Raw genomic sequence first — 25,691 nt, forward strand, 5'->3', positions numbered from 1 at the left:
CGCTACCCGCGTCCAGCGCCAGACGGCCCGTGGCGCGCCGGAAATCAGGCCTTCTGGCTCGTGAGTCCCGTCGCCTTCCCCTCCTTCACAACGCGCAAGATCTGCTCAAGAGTCGGCACCGGCAGAGCCGACTCGTGTGAGATCGCAATCGCCGCCGCAGCATTCGCCAACGAGCACGCCTCCTCAATGTCCTTGCCTTTGAGGAGTGCGGCGCACATGGTGGCGATATGGGTGTCGCCGACTCCAGCGGTGTCCGCGACACGGGTTTCAAATGCGGGCACCTGAATGCGTTCCGCGCCCTGCTCGCGTTGAAGCTCACACCCCATGATCCCGGTCCTGCGCACCAGCGCCGCTTCAGGTTTCATGAGATTGCGGATCCCCGTTCCCGGCTCATGCGTCGCGAGGATCGAGCTGAGCGCCGCGGCCTCGCGCACATTCATCGTGACGATATCCGCACGCTTGAGGAGTTGACGCCACGATTCAACGGGGACCTGCTCGACCGCGGGGGAAACCGAAACGACGAGGCGCACCGACGCCGGAAGGGCCGCTCCCCAACCGGCGAGCACCATCGCCGAATGCGGAGTCGTCAAGTCCGAGGCCGCAATGTGGATAAGATCGCCGGGCCTGAGGACCATCCGATCCAGAGCAGTCCGTGAAGGCTCGGACTCCACTCCAGCCGTCACAATGGAAGTCATCGAGCCGTTCCTCTCGATGAGTTGGATCGCCACACCAATGTCGCCCACGAGCTCCTGAGTGAGGATTTCCACCCCCGCTTCGACGAGCTGCTGGCGAACCGCGAAGGAGTTCGGGCCCGTCCCCAGGGGAGAAGCCAAAGCTGCGGGCACGCCCTGCGCGGCGGCTGCTGACAGTGTCGTGAAACCGCCGCCCGGGCGCGAACTTGCAGCATCAGCATGCACCGAGCCTCCCCTGACGGGAGTGTGCGAGACGTGCATCGGGAGCACGAGGACGACCGAGTGGGTCGAAATGAAGCGTCCAGCCATCGAATGAGGTCCTTTGCGCTATGAGTGCCCGGGCGTGTTACTGCTCGACGACGACGGGGACAATCATCGGGCGACGACGCAGCCTGCGGGCGACCCAGCGTCCGAGGACGCGCCTCATCGCCTGTTGGAGGACATAGGGGTCCTTTCCGCCGGGAGCGGCAGCGTCCTTGAGGGCATCCTCCACATCGGGCAGGACCTCGTCGAAGACTGCGTCATCTTCCGCCATGCCGATCGCTTTGATCGTCGGACCGGAAAGGACCATGCCCGAATCGTGCTCGACCACGGCGTACACAGAAATGAAGCCCTCAGAACCGAGAATCCTGCGGATCTCGAGCTCTTCTTCGGAGATCTCACCAATCGATTTACCGTCGACGAAGACGAGCTCGCAGGGGACCTGGCCTGAAATCCGCGCCTGCCCGTCTTTAAGGTCGACCGTAACCCCACCATCGGCGAGGACGACCCGACTTGCGGGGACACCGGTGGAGACCGCGAGTTGACCATTCTTCACGAGGTGGCGCAATTCGCCGTGAATCGGCATGACGTTCTTCGGCTGGACCAGGTTGTAGAAGGTGAGGAGCTCGCCCTGGCAGGCGTGGCCCGAAACATGGACCTTCGCATTGCCACGGTGGAAAACCTTCGCGCCCAACTGTGTGAGCTCGTTGATCACGCGGTTCACATCAGTCTCGTTGCCGGGAATCAGGGAGGCCGCCACAACAACCGTGTCCCCCGCTTCGAGATTGACGAACTTGTGGGAGCCAGCGCTCATCCGCGCGAGCGCCGCCCTCGGCTCGCCCTGTGAGCCGGTCGCCATGTAGAGGCGCTTTTCAGGAGGAAGGGCCGCCAATTCATTGGCGTCCACGATCAGGCCCACAGGCACCGTGAGGTAGCCCTTTTCAGCGGCGATGCGCATATTGCGTTCCATCGAACGCCCGACGAGGGCGACATGACGTCCCGCTTTCGCGGCGGCGTTCATCACCTGCTGGACGCGGTGCACATGTGAGGCGAAGGTCGCGACAACGACCTGGCCTTCTGCTTCTTCAACGATCCGGTCGAGGACTGGGCCGATCTCGGATTCAGAGGGGATGAAACCGGGGACCTCAGAATTCGTCGAATCAATCATGAACAAGTCGACGCCCTCGGAACCGATGCGGCCCAGGGCCGCAAGATCGGTCTTGCGCCCGTCGAGAGGCTGGTGGTCGATCTTGAAGTCGCCGGTGATGAGGACCGTGCCCGCGCTTGTGCGCACGCAGATCGCAAGAGCATCCGGAATTGAGTGCGTGACCTGCACGAACTCGAGCTCGAATGGGCCAAGCTGGAGGCGATCGCCGCTTTTGACGATGTGCATGTCACCGGCGGGAAGACGATGCTCGCGCAGTTTCGGTTCAATGAAGGCGAGAGTCAGGTCGCTGCCGTAGATTGGAATGTCGTCGCGCAGCTTCGCGAGGTAGGGAACCGCGCCGATGTGGTCTTCGTGACCGTGTGTGATGACCATGCCGACGACGTCGTCGAGCCGATCTGCGATCCACGAGAAGTCAGGGAGGATGAGGTCGACGCCGGGCTGGTAGACCTCGGGGAAGAGGACACCGCAGTCGACGATGAGGAGCTTGCCCTCGTGTTCGAGGACGTTCATGTTACGGCCGACCTCGCCCAGACCTCCCAGGGGGATGACGCGCAGGGCCCCATCTTCGAGGGGGGCGGGCTCGCGAAGATTTTCGTACAGAGGCTTCATGTGGGCGATTCTACTTGTTCTTACGCCTCCACCCCCGGACCAGAGATTCATTCCAAGACCCCGCACTCACCAGGCGCAGGCGCGAGCGCCTTCGAGAAGCCGGGCGGCGGGAGCGCCTTCGAGAAGCCGGGCGGCGGGAGCGCCTTCGAGAAGCCGGGCGGCGGGAGCGCCAAGCACTCCCGCCGCCGTGACCAGGTAAGACTTATGGTCTGACCTTGTGCCTTCCGCTTCAGCCTTCGCGGAACATAATGCCGAAGCTGCCACGCGGGTAGTGCCACTTGAGCACACCCTTAGGAGCCATGGCGAGACAGGTTCCGCACTCCAGGCACGCCGCATACTCCACGCCGATCGTGCCATCGGCTTCAACCGAGTACACGTGCGCAGGGCAGATGCGCTCGAGCAGAGGGCCGGCGCCGAGCTTGCGGGCGAGCTCCTGATCGACCTCGATGTGGGATTCTTCCTCATCAAGGTTGTAGGTGTTCCCGGCCAGTCGAGCAGGGACGCTGTCGATGACGAATTCAGCCATTGCTCAGTCCTCTTTTCAGGAAGTGTCGTTACAGGGCGCGGATGCCCGCCAGGACATCCCCCATGATCTGAGTGAGTTTCAGTCCCGACGCCTTGAGAGCGTCGATTCCGACCTTGCGCATATGACGCCTGGGCTTCAGATCGTGGTTGAAGATCCCGTAGAACACCTCGGCGGCGAGCTTCCCGTAGTCCTTGTACATGCGGGGGCGCTCCAGGAAGGCCGGGGCCTTCGCATAGGTCGCCATATCCTTGCCGACGAAACCAGAATCGAGCAGACCCCGGTAGGCGTCCATTGCCTCCTGGCTGAAGTCCATCGTCTGGAAGGCCTTGCGAATCGTTTCAGCCGCCGCGAGCGCAGAGCCCGCCGCCAGGTCCATGCCACGGATGGTGAGCCCCGTGTTGAGGGTGAAGCCCGCGGCATCCCCGATGATGATGAGCCCGGGGCGGGTCAGATCATGGGATGCCATCGCAGGACCGTCCTCAATGGTGAGGTGGCATCCGTACTCCAGGAGGGTGCCGTCCTCCAAGAGCGGGGCGATAGCCGGGTGGCGCAGCATGTGGTCGTGGACGTCTGAAGAGGACAAGCCCGACTTCTCGAGGTCGTCGAGACGCATGACCACTCCGATGGAGATGGACTCCTCGTTGGTGTAGAGGAACCCACCGCCTGCGACGCCCTGGGTGCAATCCCCGACCATCGCGTAGGCCACGCCTTCCTTACCTCGGACGTTGAAGCGATCCTCAAGGACCTTGCGAGGCAATCCGATGACGGATTTCACGCCAACGGCGAGGTGCTTCATCGGTTCTTTGGCTCGGATTCCGGCCTGCTGGGCGATGAAGGAGTTGACCCCGTCCGCGGCGACGACCACGTGGGAACGCAACTCGTCCTCGCCGGCCCGCACACCGACAATCTTCTCGCCTTCGACGATGAGGGAGTCGACCTTCACGCCGGGCATGACGGTCACTCCGGCCTCTTCGCATTGTTCGAGAAGCCAGGCGTCAAGTTTGGCGCGCAGCACGGTCACTGCGTTGACTGGTTCACTCAGACGCTGATCCCAGTAGTCGATATTGACGAAGGAACTGGCGTTGATGAGGCTCACGCAATTCCGGGTGATTCTACGTTCCACGGGCGCGACGTCAACGAAGTTGGGGAAGACCTTCTCCATGACGCGGCAGTAGAACACACCGCCGGACAGGTTCTTCGATCCCGGCTCCGCGGCGCGCTCGATGAGCAAGACCTCCCGTCCTTGTTCGGCGAGGGTGTAGGCGCATACTGCGCCCGCCACGCCCCCGCCGATGACGATGACGTCGAAGTCAACTTCCTCGGACATGTTCTTCTTCTCGTTTCAGGACAGTGCCGCAGTGAGTGCGGGCACGACATCGTAGATGTCGCCCACGATGCCGTAGTCGGAGATCCGGAAAATCGGGGCATTGGCGTCGTTGTTGACGGCGACGACGACCTTCGAATCTGCCATGCCGGAGGTGTGCTGCACCTGGCCGGAGATACCGAGAGCGACATAGACGTCCGGTGCGACGTGCATACCGGAGACGCCGACGTAGCGGTCCTTGCTCAGCCAGGCCGTGCCTTCAGCCAGTGGACGCGAGCAGGCGATCTCGGCGCCGAGGGCCTCGGCCAGAGTCCGGGCGAGGCCGAGGTCCTCTTCGGCCTTGAATCCGCGTCCGCAGGAGACGATGCGACGCGCTGCAGCGAGGTTCGCAGGACCGGAGCCTGCGGGCTGAACGTCGACGACCGCGGCACCCATGGGGGCACCTTCATGTGCCTGGGCAGCCGGGCCACCGGCTTCCGGCGCGGCTCCGCCTTCGAGGATGAGTACGGCACCCTTGAAGGCGACGGTCTCGTTAGTCAGTCCGCCGTAGCGGGCAACTTCGGCGTTTTCAGCGCTGACGCTCGTCGCGCCGACGACGACGGGGAGGGCGAGGGCAGCTGCCGCAGCTCCCGCGAAGGAGCGCTCGGCGGGACGGTTCGCAGCGAGAATCACATCGCCCTTCGCATCAGCGAGGAGCCCCGCGACAACGCCTGCGTAGGCTTCGGCGGGAACGTTCTCAGCGGTGGGGACGTGAATGATGGTGTCGACGCCGCCGACGGCGGGGGCCGAAGGAGCGACGGCGATGACGGTGGTGGTCCCGCCGATCGCAGCGGCAGCCTCAACGAGGTTCGCGATGCGCTCGTCGGTGGTGAGGATCCAGGTGTTCGTCATTGTTCTGCAGTCCTTTCTCAGAGTGCGCCGGCATTGCGCAGGGCGGCGACGAGCTGGGCGGCGGCGTCGTCTCCGGTGAACATCTCATTGCGGCGGGCCTTGGCGACCGGCTTGGCACGACCGGTGACCTCCAGAGCCGTATCAACGGTCGAAAGCTCGGCCACGGGAACCTCCTCGAGGGGCTTCTTGCCAGCAGCGAGGATGTCCTTCATGCCGGGGACCTTCACGGGGGCGGCATCGGTGGCGACGGCGGCGACAACGGGGCCGTCGACGCGGACGGTGCGGGTACCGCCGGCGGTGCTCTGGGTCAGGGTCCAGCCATCACCCGCAGCTTCGACGGAGATGACCTCCTGGAAGCAGGGCCAGCCGAGGAAACCGGCAATAAGGGTGGGAACAATCTTCGCGGATTCGTCGATCGAGGAGTCGCCTGTCAGGACGAGGCTCGTGCCCTCGACCTTACCGACGAGGCCTGCCAGGGCACTCGCAACAGTGGTGGCGTTCCACGTCGAGGTGGCGTCATCGGCGACGACTAGGGCGCGGTCCATGCCCCTGGAAAGGGCGCCCTTCTTCGCCATGGACGAAGAAACGGCCTTGCCGCCGACGGAGATGCCGACGACATCGGTGCCGAGGGAATCGGCGAGGGTGCGTCCCACCTGGACGGCGACCGGGTCGTATTCGGAGATCGCGGCCTTGGCGCGCGACCAGTCGACAACGCCGGAAGCGTCGACGGTGGTGTCTTGTGGGTTTGCTGCGTACTTGTACGCGACGACGATGCTCATCATCTGCCCTTTCTGCACGGGGGTGCTTTTGGCGGTCTATGTGGGGCCCTTAAGCCCTGGGGGATGCGAAGAGGGTCGATTAGACTAATTGCCTGTGACCCCCTCGCGGAAGGAGTGCGCGCATTGACGCGTTTTGCGATTCTCAATCCCGCTAAAGCGGGCCGACCTCGTGACCCTCAAATGGAGGAACGCGTCTTTCGCGCTGCCCTTGATCTTTATGGGGAGGCAGGATGGGCGGGCTTCAATTTGACGAAGATCGCCGCCGAGGCCGGAGTCGGCAAGTCGAGCTTGTACTCGCGATGGAACGACCGCGACGAGCTGCTCCACCATGCCTTCACCGCCCTGGTGATTTGCCCGGGACCCCGTGGGGATTCCCCCTGGGAAATCCTCGTCAACGAAGCGGACTTCCGCCTCCGGGAATATCTGGGTCCGAATCGTTCGGCCGTTCGTCGGCTCTTCGTTGAAGCCGGGAACGCCGAAGACCCTGTCATATGCCAGATCTACAAGGATCTGTTCGTCACCCCCCTTTCGGCTATTCATGAGCGTTTGTGGGACTTCAAACTCAATGGTGAGTTGCCCCGCAACACTTCGGTGGTGCGTCTGCTCGATGCGATCGAAGGGAGCGTGCTGATGCGCACCTTCTGTCTTCCCGACGATGTCATCGGCTGTTTCTTGGAGAAGGTTCCGGCTTACGTGGCCGATCTTGTTGACGATCAACTTCACCACCACGAACCCTCACGCCAATTGGACGAGTGACCTGCGGCGCGCAAAGCGCTCTGGGCCAGGTAGCTCAGCATCGGCTTTTCAGCCTGAAGAGTCGTCGCGGGCCCGTGCCCCGGGTACACCGTCAGTGCGGAATCCATCTGGGCAAGACGGGCGCATGAGCGCATCAGCTCCGTGTAGTCGCCCAGGACGAAAACCGTCGAGCCGATCGCCCCGGAAAACAGAGTGTCTCCGCTGAACAAGACCTGTTGTTCTGTGGCGAGCAGGCAGATGCTTCCGGGCGTGTGCCCCGGGGTGTGCAGAACCTGCAGGGTGTCACCTCCCCATGTGATGACATCCCCTTCTGCGAGGGAACGGTCGACATGGTCGACGGTGTAATCAATGCCTTCCTCGTCGAAGCCGGAACGGTGAACATCTGCAACCCCGTCCACGTCGTCAACGCCGCAGGCCACTGGGCAGCCATAGGCTTCGATAAGTTCATTGACCGCCCCAATGTGGTCGCTGTGACAGTGAGTCAAGACGATACCGATGACCTTCTTGCCTTCAAGCCAGCGCATGAGCGTTCGCGGCTCTGCGCCCGGATCAATGATGAGGGTGCCTTCCTCGTTGGTGAGGGCGTAGCAGACGGCCTTCCAGGCGCCGACGGTGAGATGCTCAATTGTGAACACTATCAGCGCCCCTTGAAGTCCACGGATCCGGTTTCGGCCAGGGTGTATCCGCGCGTTTCAGGAGCCCAAATGACCGACACTCCGAAGCCCAGGGCGGAGATCAGAGCACCGGCGAGCATTGTCTTGCCGATGCCGTGATTGTCGATGAACCCGGGCAGGATGTAGATCGACACGACAGTGCCGATTCGGCTGAAGGCCATGGCGAAGCCCATAGCGGTCGCCCGGATCTCCGTGGGGAAGAGTTCATTGGGGTAGAGCCATTCGAGGTTGCCGGGGCCGCCTGACAAGAGCGCGTAGGAGATGAAGCAGCCCATGATCAGGCCGATGCCCGCGCCTGGGAAGAAACCGATGATGGCCAGGGCCACGGTCATGCCGCCGAAGCAGGCGATAATAAGGGGGCGGCGGCCGATCTTTTCGCACAGGTACATTGCGGGGAAGGTGCCGAGCATGAAGAAGGTGCCGATGAGGAGTTCGCCGAGAAGGACATTGCGCCCCTCCCCCAGGCCGACGGCGGCAATGATCTGCGGTCCGTAGGTGTAGAGGGCGAACATGGGGATCGCCTGGCACAGCCAGATGACGCCGACGAAGATGATGCGCTGCAAATAGACGCCCTGCAAAACCTTCGAGACTGAGGTCTTCGCCGCTTCCTCAGCCTCAGGCAGACGGACATTGGCCCCTAGGGTCTCATGGACGATGCGCTGAGCTTCTTCGCTCCGGCCCTTGGAGACGAGCCATCGGGGAGACTCGGGGATATTCCAGCGGCCCACGAGGATGAGAATGCAGGGAACCGCGGAGGAGGCCAGCATGTAGCGCCAACCGTGGTTCGTGTTGATGAGGGCGAAACCCACGAGGGCTGCGACGTTTGCCCCCAGATACCAGGCCGCCGCAATAATACCCATCGCTGCTGCACGGTATTTGCGCGGCGAGAACTCGGCGATCATAGAGGTCGCGATCGGATAGTCGGCGCCCACTGCCACGCCGACGAAGAAACGCAGGATCACGAGGGTCAGTGGCGTGTGGACCATGGCGCACAGGATCGACAAGATGGCGATGACCACCAAGTCGATGACGAACATCTTGCGCCGACCGATCAGATCCGTGAGCCACCCGCCGAAAGAGGCTCCGAGGAAAAGACCGACGAGGGCGGATACGCCCAGTAGGCCGTTCCAGTGAGCATCGAGGATAAGGTCTGAGCCCATCGCCCCCAATGCCACGCCGATAATGGACAAAACATAGCCCTCGAGGAATGGACCGCCCGATGAGAAGACGATGACTCGCCTCAGCAGCGGAGTCATCTCGAGGTCCTCGAGGTCGATGACGGGTTCGTTGTTGCCCACGGTGTTCTCCCTCCATTCTCATCGCGGGACATGGTGTTATGAGGGGCGGCGCGGGAGAGTATCTTCAGCGCCTCTCCCGCGCCTGGGAATCGCGTCTTCGCCCCCCCGCACAAACGCGATCAGCGGTACTCGATGATTCCCCAGTTCAGGTGTGGCTTTGCGCCGGTCTCGTCAGCATCGGCATCGACCAGTGCGAAACGCAGCTCGCCTTCCTTGATCTTCCACAGGCGGGTCTTCAGGGTCGTGCCCGGGTGGACCGGTGAGGTGATGCGAGTCTTGAAGCGGGTGATGCGCTCGGGCTCTCCGGGAACGAAAGCGTTGATCGCGTGACGCATGACGACACCCGCGTAGGAGATCGCGTGCAGGATCGGACGCGGCTCCCCGTTCTCGGCGGCGTAATCCCAGTCGATGTGCTGAGGGTGGTAGTCGCCCGAGAGACGGTAGATGAGCGCCTGGTTCTCCGGGATCGTTTCGGTGATCTCCACGTCCGCAGGACGGTCGGGCATCTCGACGATGTCCTTGGGGGGCTTGGGGCCGCCCCAGCCGCCGTCATAAATCAGGCAGTCCCAGGACTCGTTCGTGAAGAGCAGGTTGCCGTCCGAGTCGTAGGTGTCACCGATGTGCTGGGCGAGCAGGCCACGGCCCTCGCCGCGGTCGTAGAGCCCCTCGAGGCGCACCATGGTCTCCAGATGGTCGCTCATCTTCGTGATGGGCTTGTGGAAGGTGATGTCGAAGCCCCAGTGCAGCGAGCCCGCGTAGTTGTAGCCGTAGTCGATGGTGCGGGTGACTTCGGAGTCAACGATGAGCATCGCACCGAACATGGGGAGCACCTTGAGGTGAGGATCGCGCTCATCGTGCTCGTTGATGTATTCGAGGCCGTCCTTGCCGTCGATGCCCGCGCCGCATCCGAGAGCGAAGAGTTCCAGGTCGCGGAAGGTGTAGTCGCGGACGAAGGGTCCGAAGGTCTTGCCGACCATTTCAGTATTGATCGCCATTGTTCACTGTCCTTTCATGGGATCGGATTCAAGAGTTTGCGAGGATGTGCTTCTGTACTTTTCCGTAGCTGCCCCGCGGGAGCTCCTCGACGAACTCCACGAAACTGGGCACCTTGAAGGCTGCGAGGCGGCCCGCGCAGTGGTCAATGACTGCTTCGGCATCAAGCGCGGCATTTGCCTCGGCAACAATAAAGGCCTTGACCGCTTGGCCTCGCACGCCGTCGGGGACACCGATCACGGCAACTTCACGCACTCCGGGGAGGTCTTCGATGACCCCCTCGACTTCTGCCGAGGACACGGACTCGCCCGAGCGTTTAATGAGGTCAACGCGTCGATCGACGAAATACACCCAGCCGTCTTCGACGTAGGCGTAGTCGCGGGTGTAGTACCAGCCGTCCTCGTCGAGGACTTCCGCCGTCGCCTCGGGATTGTCCCAATAGCCCGCCATGAGACTCACCCCAGGGACGCCGTGGAGGACCAGCTCCCCCACCTCGCCTTCAGGCAGATCAGAGCCGTCATCGTCAACGATGCGGATCTTGTAACCGGGACCCACTTTGCCGATGGAAGGCCAGCGCCGTTCCCCGTGAGGAGGATCGGTGATGGCTCCGATGAGGCATTCGGTCGAACCGTAGTTGTTCAGCAGCGGCACGCCGAAACGCTCTTCGAAGGTCTCCTTGTCCCGGGTGCTCAAGGGCAAGAAGTAGTGCATCTCTCGCACTTGGTGGTCGCGCTCTTCCGGGTCGACGGGCTGACGCAGCATGGTCGCCACGATCATCGCCATCCCCTGGACGAGGGTCGCGCGGTGAAGACGGGCCTGGCGCCAGAAGCAGGACGCCCGATAGTGGGAGAGCATGATGAGCGTCGCCCCCAGCGTCAGCACCGGGGCCAGGGCCGAGAGCTGGTAGTTCACCCGGGTCGCCACCATTGAGGTCATGTAGCGATCCTCGGGATTCATATCAAGTTCCCAGTTGACGAAATCGCCTGAGAAGACGAAGTTCGTGTGCGTGATCATCACGCCCTTGGGCGCGGAGGTCGTGCCCGAGGTGAAGAGGATCTCGCACAAGTCCTGGGGCTGGACTCGAGGATTCGACGTGAAGGTGTTGGCTTCATGTCGAGTGAGCTCGTGCAATCGGAGAAGGTCTGGGAAGGCCTCCTCGTCCTCGTTGCCTCCCTCGATCACGACGATAATGTCCTTGACGGTGTCGGGCAGGTTGGAACGCACTTCGCCAAGGTTCTTCGTGCAGGTGATGAGAGTCTGAGCCTGGCACAGACCGAGGATGCGACCCAGCTCGAAGGGCGCCGAAGTGGCATCAACGGGGACCGACACTGCCCCCATCTTCGCGAGTGCCAATGCGCACTCGACGAACTCGATGCAATTATCGAGGTAGAGCGCCACCTGGCTCTTCTCACCAATCCCCCTAGCGGTAAGGGCATTGGCGCACTTGTTCACAAGCGCATCGAACTCGCGGTAGGTGAAGCGACGGATTTCATGAGAATAGGCGTCCTCGAAAACGAGGAACTCGTGTTCTCCTCTGTCCTTCACCTGCCGTTCCCACAGTTGGGCAACCGTGGTGTTCTCCGGCGCGATCTTCGAGCGGGTCACAGCCAATCAGTCCTCGTCTTTAACCTTGACGGTGCCCGATTCGACCAGGCGGTCAATGTCCTCATCGGAGTACCCCGCGCGCTTGAGCACGTCGCGAGTGTCCTCGCCCAGTGCCGGCATCGGACGCCAGAAAGCCCCCGGGTTACGGCGGAACTTCGGGAAGGTGTTGAGAACCTTGACGGGAGTGCCGTCCGCCTTCTCAGAATCGATGAAGCATTCGCGGGCCTTGACGTGCTCGGCTGCCAGGATGTCCGGGAACTCGTTGACGACCTGAGCGGCGATGCGGTGAGCGACGAAGTCGCGCTGCACATCGAACTTGGACTGGGTCTTGAGGTACTCCTCCAGGGTCTCCTGGATGAGGTCGGCCTTGGGGCCATTAAGCCACAGCGCCGAGGTGCCCTCGGGGTATTCCTCCGTTCCCCATAGGTGACCGAGCCCGATGGTCTCGAGCAGGTACTTGTTCTGCGACACCCCGTACAGGCACAGCCCGATAAAGCCGTCTTTGCACTCGTAGATGCCGATACCGCACAGGTTCTGGTGACGGGCGCCAGGACGCGGGTAGAGGATGTCCGCGTTCATGTAGTCCATCATGTAGTAGGTGCCCACCCGCAGGAGGGTCTCGTACATCGCCATGTCGATGCTCTCGCCCTCGCCGGTGACGCCCACGCGGTGCAGCGCCGCCAAAGCCGAGGAGATGATCATCAGGGAGTTGATGTAATCGCCCAGATACGGGGAAATGTTCATCGGCTGGTCGACGCTGCCGTTCTGGGCGACGATGCCCGCGTATGCAGCGACCGTCAGGTCGTAGGCCGCCGAGTTGATCTGCTCTTCATCGCCCCACTGTCCGAACCCGGACACGTGGACGATGACGAGCTTGGGATTGACCTCCCAGAGGAACTCGTCGGTGATGCCCTTGCGAGCGTACATGGGGCCCTTGCCGGATTCGATGAAGATATCGGCATCCTTGACGATGGCCCGCAGGGCTTCCTTGCCGTCTTCAGTGAAGGGGTTCATGGAGACCGAGCGCATATTGCGCCGCTCCATTTCCTTCACCCAAGCGGTGTCGCGCATGGAGTCGCCGGTCCACACGTTCTCGATCCACGTGACATCGGCTCCCCATTCGGCCATGATGGCCGCGGCCGTGGGGGCTGCGATCTCAACGGCGGAGTAGACGACTTTAACGCCATCGAGGACGCCGAATGATGGCTTTTCTGTAGGCAGTGCCATTGCTTTCGCTCCTTTCTCTAATGGCTCAGCGGTAGGGGTAGAGGGCGGAGCGGCCGGTGGTGAGGATCATCATTTCGTCGGTGCCGCCCGAGACGCGGTCCACGCGCAGGTCGCGGTAGAAGCGCTGGATGCGGTGGTCGCCGGTGATACCGACGCCGGCGAGAACCTGGAGGGCGCGGTCAACGACCTCGAAGGAGGCCTCGGAGCAGTAGTACTTGGCCATCGAGCAGTCGCCACGCGAGAGCTGGCCGTTGTCGTGCTTCCATGCGATCTCGTAGAGCATGTTGCGCATGTTCGTCAGGCGCACCTTCATCTCGGCGAACTTCAGCTGGATGAGCTGATGGCGGGCGATGGCCTGGCCGCCCTGGACACGCTGGTTGGCGTACTTCGCGGCGTCCTCGAAAGCGCAGTAGGCGGTGCCGTAGTTGGTCAGTGCGACCAGGAAGCGCTCGAGGTCGAAGTCGGCCACGCCGCGGCGGAAGCCGTTGCCTTCCTTGCCGAAGAGGTCCTTCTCCTCCAGCTCGACGTTGTCGAAGTAGACGTCGCAGCACGAGTCCATGCGTAGGCCGAGCTTGCCCAGGGGCTCCTTGGTGATGCCCGGCAGGCTCATGTCGACGAACCACTCGGTGTAGGTGTCCATGTTCTCCGAGTCGCGGGCCATGACCACCAGGTAGGGCGCATAGAGCGAGGACGTGATGAAGGTCTTGTGACCGTTGAGGTAGACCTTGCCGTCCTTGCGGGTGTAGGTGGTGCGCATGTCATCCCACGAGGATCCGGCCGAGGGCTCGGTCATCGCGTAGTTGAGCATCTGCTTGCCGGTGCCGACGAAGGAGAGGATCTTCTCCTTCTGCTCTTCGGTGCCTTCACGCAGAACCGTGTCCCAGCAGGGCAGCTGATAGAGGACGTAGGTCGGGCCGCCTTCGCGTCCGAGGGCCTCGTAGGCGGCGGTCAGGGTCACCCAGTCGGCGCCCAGTCCGTCGTATTCCTCGGGCAGGAGGATGCGGTCGAAACCGAGTTCGCAAATCGCTTCGGCCCATTCGAGGGGGTACTCGTGCTTCTCATCGCACTCGTGGAAGTAGGTGTCCCAGTTACGCGAGCGCATGAGCTCGGTAAAGGCATCCACCATGAGTTGCTGGTCTTCGGAGAGGGAAAAGTCCATTGTGAGTCACTTTCTGTGTGTGAGCGTGTGTGCTCAGCGGCGGATCGGGTGTTCGGCGTAGAAGCGAGCGGCCTCCTTGAGGACATCCATGGTCTGGTCGAGCATCTTGGAGTGATGCAGGAAACCGTGGATGACGCCCTCGACTTCGTTGTAGAGGTGGGGCACGCTGCACAGACCGAGGATTTCAACCAGGGTGCGCGAATCATCGCGCAAGGGGTCGAGGCCGGCGGCAACGATGTAGCAGGGCGGGATTCCCGTACTGAAATCGGAGCCGAGAACGTTGAAGTAGGGGTCGTCGGCGTTCTCGGGTTCAGCGAAATACTGATCCAAGTAGTAGGCGTAGTCCGCTTCCGTCAGTCCATCCCATGCCCCTCCCAGCAGGCGCATGGACATAGAGTCCTTGAGCCCGTAGACGCCGTAGAAGAGGAGCATCGTGCGCGCCTGGGTGAGGACGCCCTCGTCGCGCATCATGAGCATCGTCGCCGCCGCCATATTGGCCCCTGCGGAGTCGCCTACGAAGGAGATGTCCTCAGGGTCGATGCCCCATTCTTCAGCTTGCTCACGAATATGCGCGACGACATCGCGGCACTCGTGAATCTGGCGGGGGAAGCGGGCATCGGGTGCGAGGGTGTAGTCGATGCTGACGACCGCCGCTCCTGTGAGGTGGCACAGAGTGCGGGTGATGCGATCGTGAGTGTCAACATCGCCGATGACCCATCCGCCTCCGTGGACGAACACGATGAGTGGTAAGGGCCCCTGCTCACCCGGACGGTAGTGGCGCACTCGCACCGCACCGTAACGGGTGGGAACCTCTTGGTCGACGCACACGGCCACTGAGGGGCCGCCCTCGTTCCAGAAGGCGCGCTCGGCGCGATACGCCTGACGCATCTCCTCGAGGCTCTGACCTGTGACGTAGGCACCTTCGGCAAGTTCGTTCTGCTTGGCGACGACCTCGCCCATTTGCTCACTCCATAGGCGAGGCACATCGTATTTGTGACCCATGACCGTGCTCACGCGTCCTCTCGGGCGTCCGCGTCCTCTTCAACGTTGCGTTTGCGCGCAACGACGATGAGAGTGAAGGCGCAGACCGCAGCGATGAGTGCGGCACCAGCGAGGATGAGGAAGATCTGGTTGTAGGCAACAGTGGGATTGTCCTGGTGGGCGTCGCGGATGGAGCCGAACCAGATGTAGGAGAAAGTGTCGGGCATGAATCCGACGACGGAGAGCAGGCCGGTGGCCGTACCGAAAACGCGGACGGGGACTTTGCCTTCAGTGAGCTGACTGGAGCAGATACCGAAAACACCGTTGGCGATGAAGGCGAGGAGGATCGCCATAGCGACCGCCACGTAGGCGAGGGAGGCCTGTGCGGGAAGGAAGGCGAAGACCGCCAGTCCGATCATCACGACCACCGAACCGAATCCGATGACCCGCGAGGGGGAGCCGAGCTTGGCGGCGATGGTGCCGAAAACGGGGCCCGAGATCAGAGAGACGCCGTAGGTACGGACTGTTCCGACGATGAGGACTGTGCCCGGCGCGATCATCATGACGTCCTTCATGTAGCCGGTGGTCTGGTTGACGCCGGTGTAGAAGAAGTAGACGAAGAAGAGTGTCAGAGCTGCGAGCCAGACGACAGGGTTTGAAAGGACCTGTCCGAGCTGCTTGAAGCTGAAGCCCTCGTCACTGGAGCCGATCTCGCCCTCGAACTTGGGGATGAAGAGGAAGGAGAGGACCGCGAGGGTCATGATGATGGAGCCGAGGACGAGGAGGAGGGTCCGCATGGGGACGATATCCCCTTGATCGGCGAGGAAGGAGACGATCGCAGCATTGACGAAACCGAGGATGAGGCCAGCCAGGCCGTAGAGTCCGTAGGAGATGCCGATATTGCGCGAGTATGCCTCTTCTTCAGAGATGAGGCGCACGAGCTTGAAGCGGATACCCCACCAGATGAGGATGGTGGTGATGCCCATGCCGACGAAGAGCCCGATGAGGACGGTGTAGGACGGGAAGAAGGCGTACCAGTAGGCGAGCAATGCGGTCGAACCGAATCCGACCCACGCGAGGGTGCGCACGCGGACACGGTCGGCGACGATCCCCGAGGGCAGGTAGCACACGAGTGCTGTCCACGAGTATGCGGCGAGGAGTGTGCCCATGGTCGTGACGACATTGTCTTGGCTCGCCGCGCCCGCAGCGATCAAGGCCTTTTGGAGGGGTTCATCAAAGACGTACTGCAGATACGCAGGCGTATAGACGATGGAGCTTCCGATGGAAACCAGGACAAGAAGAAAGACGCGATGAAAACTTGTGAGGTCTTTCGCGCGACGCTCCTGGGTGAGCATACTTAGCACTGGGGCCGCCTTTCATCATTGAAGGGTAGGGGATCAACTTTTGTCGAATGCCCCGCGACCGTCTTGCTCTTCTTCGAGAATTCCGAGGAACCCTCTGCTTACGACGATTCTCGGCCACCACCCTGGTCAACGTTAACCATGAAGCAGGACCTTAAGTCACACACACGGGGCGCTGTGTTCTCAATGCTATCGGAGGGGCACCAACTCCGTCCCGACCTTGGTCCCTCAACTTTCTCCGAACATTTTGGACACTTCTCGTCCAAAAACGACTTCGACCTGCAATGAGGCCGATCGCGCCCACAGTGCGGTCATTCTGGACGATTTGAGTCCATTTACCCAAGGGTGTGTAAAGCAACAGATTCGCAGGTCAGACGCCCAACTAAGGTCGAATTGTCTGACAAATTAACGATATATCAGTGAATCACAGATTACATTTTTGGAATGTCGAAATCATAGAGGTAAAAGAAGAGCTATCCGACAAATGCATAATGTCCGCCAAATCGGAAACTGTCTAACACATTGAACGTATCCAAAAAAGGAAACTATCATTCTAATTAACGGAGCTATTCAATATCAGGCGATTCGGCAAGGATATTTCTTCTGCACCGTTAAAGAAGACTTAAGTGCCTGCGGCAGCCACCAGCAGATCACTTGCGAACACGAACCCGCCGAACACCCCTGAGCGCCGAAGGCAGCACCGAGATACCACTCCTGGCACGCCACTGGACTTGACCAGTATCCCGCGTGCCCGATGTGTCCCTGCGGCCTCAAAGCCTCCAGACACATACCTGTGGGAGCAACCCATGGCATCTCCTCACAGGGGCATGGACACAACCCCCAGGCACTCGGCCGCGGGCGCAGCTCTCGCATCGACTGAAGGATCATCCTGAGCGCACCCCCAGACACACGCCCGCGGGTGCAGCTTGTGCGGAAGCGACGGCCAGGCGCAAGGGTGTGCCCCAGACACACGCCCGCGGGTGCAGCCGACTCGACAACGGCAGAGACAAGCCCCTCCCTAAGCCCCGCGCATACCGAAGATGAGCAGTTCCAGGGCAGTCGTGTCGAGTACGCCAGCATTGAGCCTCGCACGCACCGAATGCGAGCAAAAGTCAGAGGAGGACTGTGAACCTCACAGGAGCCCTGCGGTCTTCAAAGCAAGCCGCAGGCCCTCAATCTCCTCAGCACCGGCATCCACAAGCGGCAGACGCAGCTTCGGAGTATCGATAACGCCCTGGAGGTGAAGGGCGTGCTTCGCCATGACAGCGCCCTGTCCACCTCCCATGATCGCCGCGACGAGAGGACGCAGTGAATAGGACAGCTCGCGCGCCTCCCACACCTTGTCCCTGTCGAGAAGATCAATCATCTCCCGGTACTTCTTCGCAGCCACATGCCCGACAACGGAGATGAAGCCGGAAGCCCCACCCGTCATCCACGCGAAGTTCAAGCCGTCATCCCCGGAGTAGTACTCCAAGCCCGTGCGGTGCATTCGTTCGACGCCCTGCTCAACATTGCCGGTCGCATCCTTCACTGCTTTGATCCGCGGGTGCTGAGCAAGAACGTCGAGGGTCTCATCGGAGAAGGCCAAGCCGGTGCGTCCAGGAATGTCGTAGAGCATGATGGGCAAGTCGCTCGCCTCAGCGATGGCGCGAACATGAGCGACAAGCCCCGCCTGCGAGGGCCGGTTGTAATAGGGGGACACGACGAGCAGCCCATCGGCTCCGTGAGCCTGGGCGCCCTCGGCGATCCGAACCGCATGGGCGGTGTCATTCGATCCCGCACCACACAAGATGAAGGCGCGATCCCCGACCGCTTCCTTCACCGCAGCAGTCAGTTCATCCTTCTCAGGCTGATGAGTCGTCGGGGATTCACCGGTCGTACCGGACAGAAGGATCGTGTCGCAGCCATCATCGACGAGCTTGGCCGCCAAACGCACCGCGGAATCAACGTCGAGAGCCCCGTCCTCGGTGAAGGGCGTGACCATGGCGGTTGCGAGGCTGCCGAAGAGTCGGCTCGGAATTTGGCTCATGACATACAGAATACGGATGGCGCTGCGCCCGCGTTGTGATTGTTCGGTTTTCGGACCCGCTTCCCAGGTGCAGGACTACTCGCCCACTGCCGCCCACCACAGGTGTTCCATGAGAAGACTCCCATCGGGCTTTTCCAAAGTGCGGCGAATCCCGGCTGGCGCAAAACCGGCACTATGAAGGAACTTCGTCCTCGCCTCGTCTTCAGGACGCGCCCAAGCGCGCAGGTTCTCAGCCTTCGACAGCTCCGCGATCGCGGCGAGCAGACGCGAAGCGTGCCCTGAGCGAGTGAAATCGCGCTCAATGAGCAGTTCGGCAATGAGCGCTCCAGCGGGGATCTCCTCTCCCCCGTCAAGACTCAAAGGATCCGCGGGGGCGACGAGGGCGAAGCCCACGAGCGTGCTCGCGTGGAGGGCAACGAGGACCTGGTATCCCTCGGGTGCAGGAGCTGAAAGGCTCTGCTCCCATTGATCTGCCAAGGCGGAGGCATCAACAGGTGATGCGACTCCGAGTACTTCCTCCAAGGCCTGCGCCTGAATCCGTCCGATCGCCTCCGCATCCTTAGCGCAAGCCGGGCGGACCGAGAAGCGAGGGGCTGTGTCTGCGTCGTCCCTCTCGGATATGAAAGGTGCGTCGGAGAGGCTGGTGCTGCTGTGATCCGAGCAAGCGTTGCGGCTGGTGCCGGGGAGACTGTTGCCGCTGGAGCCGGAAAGGCTTTCGCCGCTCGGATCGGAGAGGCTTTCGCCGCTGAACTCAGGCAAGTTCTCTTTCCTGAACTCGATTGTCATGAAACCCTCAGATGTCGAGGATCTTGTCGAGGCCGATCGTCAGACCGACGCGGCCCCGAATTGAGCGGATCGCGAGAATCACGCCCGGCATGAAAGAGACCCGATCAAAAGAATCCGTGCGGATAACGAGCTGCTCACCCGGGTTGCCCAGGAGAATCTCCTCCGAGGCGGTCAAACCGCGCAAACGCACCGCATGAACCGGGACGCCGTCAATGAGGCCGCCGCGAGTTCCTTCAGGATCCGATTGCGTCGCATCAGGCATGGAATCGAGGCCCGCGCCCTTGCGTGCGGCTCCAATCCCCCGAGCTGTTGCGATCGCCGTCCCAGAAGGCGCATCCACCTTATTCGGGTGATGCATCTCGATCACCTCAGCGGACTCGAAATACGGGGCGGCGAGAGCTGCGAACTTCATCGCAAGGACCGCACCCATAGCGAAATTCGGCGCAATGAGAACAGCTCTGTCCAACTCCTCGGCATGCACGCGGACTCGCTCATAAGACTCCTCGGTCCAGCCGGTCGTACCCACGACGACGTCGACACCCGCATCGAGCAGGGCATGAACATTCAACTCCGTCACGCTCGGAACAGAGAAGTCAACCGCAACCTCCGCAGCGTTCAGGGACTCGGGGGTGATCTCATCCTCGGCATCGAGGGCTGCGACGAGCTCCATACCCCCCGCCGCTCTAACGGCTTCAACGACGGTCGAGCCCATACGGCCCTTGGCTCCGGTGACGGCAACGCGAATAGTCATGAGACCAGGGTATCGCTCGCCTTCTCGTCGGCGCTGAAAAGGCCGAACGCCGAGAGAGGTACCTCTTCGGATTTCTCTCACACGAGGCGCGTGCGCGCGGCCGGGAGACGAGCTGGGCGGCGAGGGCGTGCACGTCATCGGTGGTGACGGCGTTTGCGGCGTTCGCAGTTAAGAGCACATACGGGAAGGCAGACTCATACGTGCACGGATGCTAAAACGTATTCAGTCGACAGCACGAATGAACTCCTGCCGAATGGCATTCAGCTCATCGGTAGTCAACCGTCGACTCCCCTGGAGCTTCGATACCGAGGCAATCAAACGACCGTCGAATTCTCTAGGAATTTTCCCCTCGATCTCGATCTGCGCTCGGATCTGCTCCTTATCTCTTTCGTCCATTCCGTTGACGAGTTGGTGGACCACTCTGCTAGTCGAATCATTAATCGTCTCTCCCTCAATGGGATCCAATTCGACTCGTCGTGTTGATCGCCTCCCGATGCCGACCTGCGTCGATTGGCAATCAACCACGCTTTCGACCGTCGGCGCTGTTATCGCCCCTGTTACTAAGCCCGGAACTTCGAGAACCTCGGTGAACCACTCACTCGGCAGTATTCCTACAGTATCCGCTTCCTGGCGCAGCAATCGGCTCATATTCTTTGACACGTCCCCGGCGCCGAGCAAATGGACGCGAATACCATAGTTCTGTGCTAACTGCACTCCCAGGCGAATATCTTCATCCCCGGAGAGCACGACCGCATCGACGACTGCTCGATGGCGCGCCAAATCGATAAGATCCGTGACAATCAGGGAGTCAACTCCCTTTTGTTGTCCGGCGCCGTTGAGAACGCCGAGCCGAAGCTTGACAAAAGGTAACAGCGCCAATTCAGCCTGATCCGCAGACAATTGATTTCCAGGCATGGCATCATACCAGTAGGTACGCAGGAGCGGCGCATCCGATGCCAATCGTTGGGAGATCTCAACCAGCTTATCGATCATCCGCATCGGGTCCTTGAGGCGAATCTGGTCGCGTCTCAGCTTCTCTCCAAATGCTACGCGTATCCCCGCGGCATAGAAGTATCCCGCATCTACTAGGAGCGCACAACGGTCCACATCGACCCCCAGATCAAATACATAGGCCCCCTTGCGGGGGCCATACGCTGACCGTGCAACTAATAACGACCAGCGGACTATCAGGCTACCAGATTTGGTAGCGGTCCACAATCGTTAAGGGGCGTGTCAGTTCTCAGGAAGGACGAGGGCGCTGGAACGCGCTTGCGAAGCCAGGCGCTGTGCAAGCACACGGACGTCCTCGACCCCGACCTCGTCGATCGCATTGAGAGTCTCAGGAACCGTCCGGTACTCGCCCGACATCTCCGCCCGCCCCAGGCGCATCATGCGAGACCAATTGTCCTCAAGGCTCAAAGCGATGCCGCCGCGTACCTGGCCCCTCACCCTTTCGAGTTCATCTTCGCTCGGCCCGCTCGCGGCAAGATCTTCCAGCTGGCCGAGCATGATGCGCTCAACCTCCTTGACCTTTGCAGGCGAAGTGCCGACATACATGCCGAAAGAACCAGTGTCGGCGTAAGCGCTGTGGAAGGCGTAGGTCGTATACGCCAGACCCCGTTTTTCACGCACTTCTTGGAAGAGGCGCGAGGACATCGAACCTCCGAGCACGCTGATCAGCACGGACATGGCCGCCCAATCCTCATGTTTGGCGCGAAGGCCAGTCGTGCCGACGATCAGATGCGCCTGTTCGACATCACGGCGATGAACGATATGGCGCTCGTGATCGCAAGGCGCAGGCTCTTCAGTTGTTCGACGGGGCCTCGGCGAATTCACCTCATTAAGGCGCTGCGCCCACGAAGAGGATGCGAGAGCCTCCTTCATCATCTCGGCGAGGCGCTCATGATCGACATTCCCCGCTGCCGCCACGATCAAAGAATCCGGACCGTAGGAATCCTGGTAATGCGCCCAGACGTCCTCCCGGCTCACGCGGCGAATCACCTCGGGAGTTCCACCGATCGGGCGGCCCAAGGCCGCATCCCCGTGGATGGCAGTCTGGAACGCCTCATGGAGGACCTCAGTCGGACTATCGTCCGCCATTGCGAGCTCGTCGAGGATGACCTCGCGTTCCATCTCGAAATGCTCGGGCTCGATCAAAGAGTCGGTGAGCATGTCCGTGAGTACCTCCACCGCCATCGGCAGGTCCTCGCCGAGGATCCTCGCCCAATACGCGGTGTGTTCTCGCGCAGTCTCCGCATTCGATTCGCCGCCGACCCCGTCGAAGGCGGCCGCAATATCGAAGGCGCTGCGTTTCTTCGTCCCCTTGAAGAGGAGGTGCTCCAAGAAGTGAGTGGAGCCCTGGTGCTGCGCCGACTCGTCGCGAGAACCGACCGGCACCCACAAGCCGAGTGCGACTGAGCGCGTTGTGGGGATCTGCTGGGTGATGATTCGAGTTCCCGAGGAGGTGACGCTTCGCGAGATATCGCCCTCGGAGTCGTCAAGCAGGTGCGCCCGGGTTGCATCAAGGGGCAATTCGATCGGCGGAGTCATGGCGATGATTCTAACCGTCCGACGGTGATGCTCCCTCCAGGGGCGACACAAGCACAGAACAGCGCATAGTCGGGGCTAGCGCGACGACGCTCTCCCCGACTGTGCGGCAGTGGAAGATGGCTACTAAGCGTTCTGGTGGGCTGCGGCTCGCTCGTCCATGATCCGACGCCGATTGCGGTCGTAGTCCCCCAGACCCCGCCCCACCGCGAACAGTAGGAATGCCACCATCCAGGTGTTCTGAGGAATCTGGTCCTTCATGATCATCGCGTATCCGAAGCTCATCACTAGGACCGCGATCGACAGCCAGTCGCAGACGAGACCGACCTTCCCCCACGCGCTCATGTTCTTCCATTGAGCCATTGCGCTTGTCTCCTTCTCTCACCTGTAGTAGCAGTACGAGTGATTGGGGCATTCTTTCTGGAATCCGTGACTCCACCCATGGTATCCAGCGATTCCTATCGGACCGAGTCCATAAGCAGCTCCCATCCGGCTCCATCCCCAGTCGCCGCTCCACATGCTCCATGTCACTTGGCCTGTGGCAGCACGGGCAACACCATCGTTGTAAGCCACGGTGTGACCTGCCATCAGAACGGCAACAATAGCCGCTATCGGAATCGCTCTCGTCTGTTCGGATTCTCTTCCGAGTTCCGCTCCTCCGACAGTGGCAGACACGTCGTCACGGTCTTGCATCGTGACAGCATCAGTGGAGCCATATGCGACTCCAGCGCCGCTGAGTACGAGCGCACACGAAGTCAGCGCACCGATCACAGTTCTCTTCAATGTCGTCATTGTTGTCTCCTTTGAGACAAAGCTGCTTGAGTGATTGTTGGCCGACGCCGTCATTCTATGATTTGCGACTCGTTCTCCTCTATCGAGGAATGTTAATGATTGTTGGGATGGTGCCTGTCTCGGCGTTCATCGCCAGATAGCATCCGACCGAAGACGCACGGCATACCCCGCTTCCACGACACGTGGTACGGCACAGACGCGTGAAACAACGTTGAGTACGAGAATCTGGGCCTTTGCAGGTGAGGGTAGGGGTCGTGGGGTGGGACTGGGTGGTGGTGGGGGTTGAGGTCTCTCGGTGATGGGAGTTCGTACACGACCTGTCAGACAGGCCGGGGCGTGTGTCACGTTACCAGCAGTCTTGCTGATCTCACTGCTTTCTTGTCCCTGGATCGGCTCGGTCTACGAGCGCTGTGGCAGCAACTCAACGAGCAGCCCACCGTCATCGGGTGTGCCGTCATCGAGTTGTATCCGTGGTGTTTTGCTCGTGGTGGCCGGGGGTCTGTAACCCCGACAACAACCACCTCAGAATACTGCTCAACGGCGGCGGCTCACACACCTACCCCAGACTCAAATACGAAGAACCGGTTTGAGTCCCCACGCAAAGGATCGATGGCACAACCCTATTTCCGGGGCCGTCGCCCCTCGATCGAGGAAAGTCAACAACCCGGAGTCGACCCGATCCGAGCGGCGCGAACGGCGAGTTCGGTCCGTGAGGTGCAGCCGAAGCAATCGAGGAGTTGGGTGACGTAGGTGCGCACGGTACCCTCAGAGTAATTGGTCAGCTCTGCAATCTCCCGATTTGTCGCGCCCTGGATGAGCCGTTCATATACGGCCCGTTGTCCGATGGAGAGCGAATCAACGGTGCGAGCCCAGCCTTCGGTGCGCTCCTGTTGTTCTCCAAGTGATCGCAACGTGTCGAGCGCAAAATCCATCGCCCTGGGCGCGAGTACGCGGTGCCCCGAATAAATATGGAGGAGAGAATCCACGATCTCAACCACGGGTAGGTCCTTCGTAAGAAACGAACAGGCTCCCGCGGCGAGGGCCTCACTGAGGCGATGCTGGACCTCGAAGGCCGTGAACATCACGACTCTCACCGATGAGTGGCGCTCGGACATGATCCGAGTAGTCTCCACTCCGTCAAGCACGGGCATCTCGACATCCATCAGGACGATGTCGGCAGGGCGGTGTTCCACAAGCGCGAGGACCTCGCGCCCATCAGCAGCGGTCCCGACAATGCTGATGCGAGGATCCATGCCCAGAAGGGAGGCGAGGGCGTCGCGCAGATTGGGATCATCGTCCGCCAGGATCACTCGGATGGGGCGGATATGTTCGGGCGGCGACATGGGGGCGGTCATTCCACTCCCCCGATTCGGACAGCATCGATCGGCATGACGAGGGATATTATCCATCGTCCGGGCACTGTACCGAAGCAAACATCACCGCCAAGCGTCTGTGCTCGGCTCTGCAGACTCATGATGCCCAGTCCGGACGACAATTCGAGTTGAAGATCCAGTTCTTCCTTCGACAGATCCGATACGACGGTGACTTCCACGCCGCGCTCCGACACATCCGCCGACACGTTGACAATCGAGTTAACAGGCGCATACTTCACGCAGTTCATCAGTGCTTCCTTGAGGAAAACAACCAGGAATCGCAGTCGCGTGGCACCCAGAAGCATTGACAGCTCGTGTTCGTCGGGAAGGGCGCTGTGCAGTCGTCGACGCCCCATACGAAGCATCTGGGCGGCATCATCAAGCGCATGAGACACCGACTCGCTCATCGGGTCGTTGCGGGGTTGCAGCATTGTTACTGTACGACGCAATTGAGTGATGGCACGCGCTATTGATTGTTCAATGTCGGCAAGTGCGTACAAAGGCTGATCCCGATTGGGCACTTGGAGGGAGCGGACCATGACCAGGGCCTTGGTCAGATCCGTGATCACCGTGTCGTGAAGCGTCACGGCGAGCTCTGTATTCGTCCTATGGGCGAGGTACTCCACCTGCTGTTTGAGCAGTTCAATTTGCTTACTGCTCGTCAGCATGAGTAGACCAATCGAAACAGCGATAACCATTTGAAGCAGCAACAACCAAACAAGCAACGCACCAGAACGGTCAACAGGCTCAAGATAATAAGCACCAGACACGGCGACGCCGGAAATCACTACGAGAACCCACCGATTCTGTGAAATCAACTCAGCTGTAGCGAGGACGACAAGAAACGTCGTCATCAGCGCGTCGAGGAGACTAGCGGGTGAGATGATGGCGAGGCAGCTCACGGCTATGACTGTCACACTCCCGAGAGTGGAGAACCACGCTGCTGCTGCCATGCCTCCGGCAATGACCGTTGCTACTAGAAGGGAACGCCATGGCATCCTCCCCGAAGTGAGCAGAGAATAGCAGTCGAATGAGAGAAAAACCAGCGCGACCGCCGGATAAGTGAAATGCTTCCCCCAGCATTGAATCCTTCTGACAGCAGAAAGCAA

General features: G+C 61.0%; 24 protein-coding genes. 1 reads left to right on the forward strand and 23 read right to left on the reverse strand.

The features are described from left to right. Positions 1-44: 44 nt before the first annotated feature. From JFX23_RS04375 to JFX23_RS04400, 6 genes are all read right to left on the reverse strand, one after another. Complete coding sequence (locus JFX23_RS04375) at positions 45-1,001, reverse strand: PfkB family carbohydrate kinase (RefSeq protein ID WP_005961732.1); 957 nt, start codon at positions 999-1,001, stop codon at positions 45-47. Between the two features lie 37 nt (positions 1,002-1,038). Beyond that, positions 1,039-2,730 (reverse strand): ribonuclease J, encoded by a 1,692-nt coding sequence (locus JFX23_RS04380; protein ID WP_005961733.1) that lies wholly within the window; start codon positions 2,728-2,730, stop codon positions 1,039-1,041. 229 nt (positions 2,731-2,959) lie between these two features. Further along, entirely contained in the window at positions 2,960-3,256 is a 297-nt protein-coding gene (locus JFX23_RS04385; protein WP_005961734.1) for a ferredoxin family protein, read from the reverse strand. A gap of 28 nt (positions 3,257-3,284) precedes the next feature. Next, positions 3,285-4,583, reverse strand: coding sequence for an FAD-dependent oxidoreductase (locus JFX23_RS04390; protein ID WP_198775885.1), 1,299 nt, complete (start codon positions 4,581-4,583; stop codon positions 3,285-3,287). Positions 4,584-4,598: 15 nt separating this feature from the next. Continuing rightward, a complete protein-coding gene (locus JFX23_RS04395) occupies positions 4,599-5,471 on the reverse strand; it encodes an electron transfer flavoprotein subunit alpha/FixB family protein (RefSeq protein WP_198775886.1) in 873 nt (290 codons plus the stop codon). A gap of 17 nt (positions 5,472-5,488) precedes the next feature. After that, positions 5,489-6,250 (reverse strand): electron transfer flavoprotein subunit beta/FixA family protein, encoded by a 762-nt coding sequence (locus JFX23_RS04400; RefSeq protein WP_198775917.1) that lies wholly within the window; start codon positions 6,248-6,250, stop codon positions 5,489-5,491. Between the two features lie 114 nt (positions 6,251-6,364). On the opposite strand from JFX23_RS04400, the gene JFX23_RS04405 reads away from it, so the two are divergent. Continuing rightward, on the forward strand, positions 6,365-7,006 hold the full coding sequence (locus JFX23_RS04405) for a TetR/AcrR family transcriptional regulator (protein WP_332874672.1): 642 nt from the start codon (positions 6,365-6,367) through the stop codon (positions 7,004-7,006). Here JFX23_RS04405 and JFX23_RS04410 read toward each other — a convergent pair. From JFX23_RS04410 to JFX23_RS04490, 17 genes are all read right to left on the reverse strand, one after another. Further along, positions 6,970-7,641 carry an MBL fold metallo-hydrolase gene (locus tag JFX23_RS04410; protein ID WP_198775888.1) on the reverse strand — a complete coding sequence of 224 codons (672 nt, stop codon included), beginning with the start codon at positions 7,639-7,641 and terminating at the stop codon, positions 6,970-6,972. The genes JFX23_RS04405 and JFX23_RS04410 overlap by 37 nt on opposite strands. 2 nt (positions 7,642-7,643) lie before the next feature. Then, entirely contained in the window at positions 7,644-8,936 is a 1,293-nt protein-coding gene (locus tag JFX23_RS04415; RefSeq protein ID WP_198775918.1) for an MFS transporter, read from the reverse strand. A 161-nt stretch (positions 8,937-9,097) separates the two neighbouring features. Further along, positions 9,098-9,973 carry a MaoC/PaaZ C-terminal domain-containing protein gene (locus tag JFX23_RS04420; protein WP_005961747.1) on the reverse strand — a complete coding sequence of 292 codons (876 nt, stop codon included), beginning with the start codon at positions 9,971-9,973 and terminating at the stop codon, positions 9,098-9,100. Between the two features lie 28 nt (positions 9,974-10,001). Then, entirely contained in the window at positions 10,002-11,576 is a 1,575-nt protein-coding gene (locus tag JFX23_RS04425) for an AMP-binding protein (protein ID WP_198775889.1), read from the reverse strand. Between the two features lie 6 nt (positions 11,577-11,582). After that, entirely contained in the window at positions 11,583-12,803 is a 1,221-nt protein-coding gene (gene caiB / locus JFX23_RS04430; protein ID WP_198775890.1) for an L-carnitine CoA-transferase, read from the reverse strand. 25 nt (positions 12,804-12,828) lie between these two features. Next, positions 12,829-13,962: a crotonobetainyl-CoA dehydrogenase gene (gene caiA, locus JFX23_RS04435; protein ID WP_198775891.1), complete on the reverse strand. Its 1,134-nt coding sequence runs from the start codon at positions 13,960-13,962 to the stop codon at positions 12,829-12,831. Between the two features lie 33 nt (positions 13,963-13,995). Further along, positions 13,996-14,922 carry an alpha/beta hydrolase fold domain-containing protein gene (locus JFX23_RS04440; protein WP_233050568.1) on the reverse strand — a complete coding sequence of 309 codons (927 nt, stop codon included), beginning with the start codon at positions 14,920-14,922 and terminating at the stop codon, positions 13,996-13,998. A gap of 50 nt (positions 14,923-14,972) precedes the next feature. Beyond that, positions 14,973-16,298, reverse strand: a complete 1,326-nt coding sequence (locus JFX23_RS04445) for an MFS transporter (protein WP_198775920.1) — start codon at positions 16,296-16,298, stop codon at positions 14,973-14,975. A 1,138-nt stretch (positions 16,299-17,436) separates the two neighbouring features. Beyond that, positions 17,437-18,333 carry a 4-hydroxy-tetrahydrodipicolinate synthase gene (dapA, locus tag JFX23_RS04450; RefSeq protein WP_198775892.1) on the reverse strand — a complete coding sequence of 299 codons (897 nt, stop codon included), beginning with the start codon at positions 18,331-18,333 and terminating at the stop codon, positions 17,437-17,439. A 75-nt stretch (positions 18,334-18,408) separates the two neighbouring features. Next, the gene (locus JFX23_RS04455) at positions 18,409-19,119 is read right to left on the reverse strand and encodes a GNAT family N-acetyltransferase (RefSeq protein ID WP_198775893.1); all 711 of its coding nucleotides are present in this window, start codon (positions 19,117-19,119) and stop codon (positions 18,409-18,411) included. Positions 19,120-19,126: 7 nt separating this feature from the next. Beyond that, complete coding sequence (gene dapB / locus JFX23_RS04460) at positions 19,127-19,870, reverse strand: 4-hydroxy-tetrahydrodipicolinate reductase (protein ID WP_198775894.1); 744 nt, start codon at positions 19,868-19,870, stop codon at positions 19,127-19,129. Between the two features lie 222 nt (positions 19,871-20,092). Beyond that, positions 20,093-20,863: an NYN domain-containing protein gene (locus tag JFX23_RS04465; protein WP_198775895.1), complete on the reverse strand. Its 771-nt coding sequence runs from the start codon at positions 20,861-20,863 to the stop codon at positions 20,093-20,095. Between the two features lie 240 nt (positions 20,864-21,103). Further along, positions 21,104-22,420: a M16 family metallopeptidase gene (locus tag JFX23_RS04470; RefSeq protein ID WP_198775896.1), complete on the reverse strand. Its 1,317-nt coding sequence runs from the start codon at positions 22,418-22,420 to the stop codon at positions 21,104-21,106. Positions 22,421-22,543: 123 nt separating this feature from the next. Then, positions 22,544-22,780, reverse strand: coding sequence for a hypothetical protein (locus JFX23_RS04475; protein WP_198775897.1), 237 nt, complete (start codon positions 22,778-22,780; stop codon positions 22,544-22,546). An 18-nt stretch (positions 22,781-22,798) separates the two neighbouring features. Beyond that, complete coding sequence (locus JFX23_RS04480; protein WP_198775898.1) at positions 22,799-23,209, reverse strand: hypothetical protein; 411 nt, start codon at positions 23,207-23,209, stop codon at positions 22,799-22,801. A gap of 656 nt (positions 23,210-23,865) precedes the next feature. Continuing rightward, a complete protein-coding gene (locus tag JFX23_RS04485; RefSeq protein ID WP_198775899.1) occupies positions 23,866-24,564 on the reverse strand; it encodes a response regulator transcription factor in 699 nt (232 codons plus the stop codon). Next, positions 24,561-25,436 carry a sensor histidine kinase gene (locus JFX23_RS04490; protein ID WP_198775900.1) on the reverse strand — a complete coding sequence of 292 codons (876 nt, stop codon included), beginning with the start codon at positions 25,434-25,436 and terminating at the stop codon, positions 24,561-24,563. Before JFX23_RS04490 ends, JFX23_RS04485 begins: the two co-directional genes overlap by 4 nt. Positions 25,437-25,691: the final 255 nt, after the last annotated feature.

It is taken from the genome of Schaalia cardiffensis, from assembly GCF_016405145.1.
Classification (GTDB): domain Bacteria; phylum Actinomycetota; class Actinomycetes; order Actinomycetales; family Actinomycetaceae; genus Pauljensenia; species Pauljensenia cardiffensis.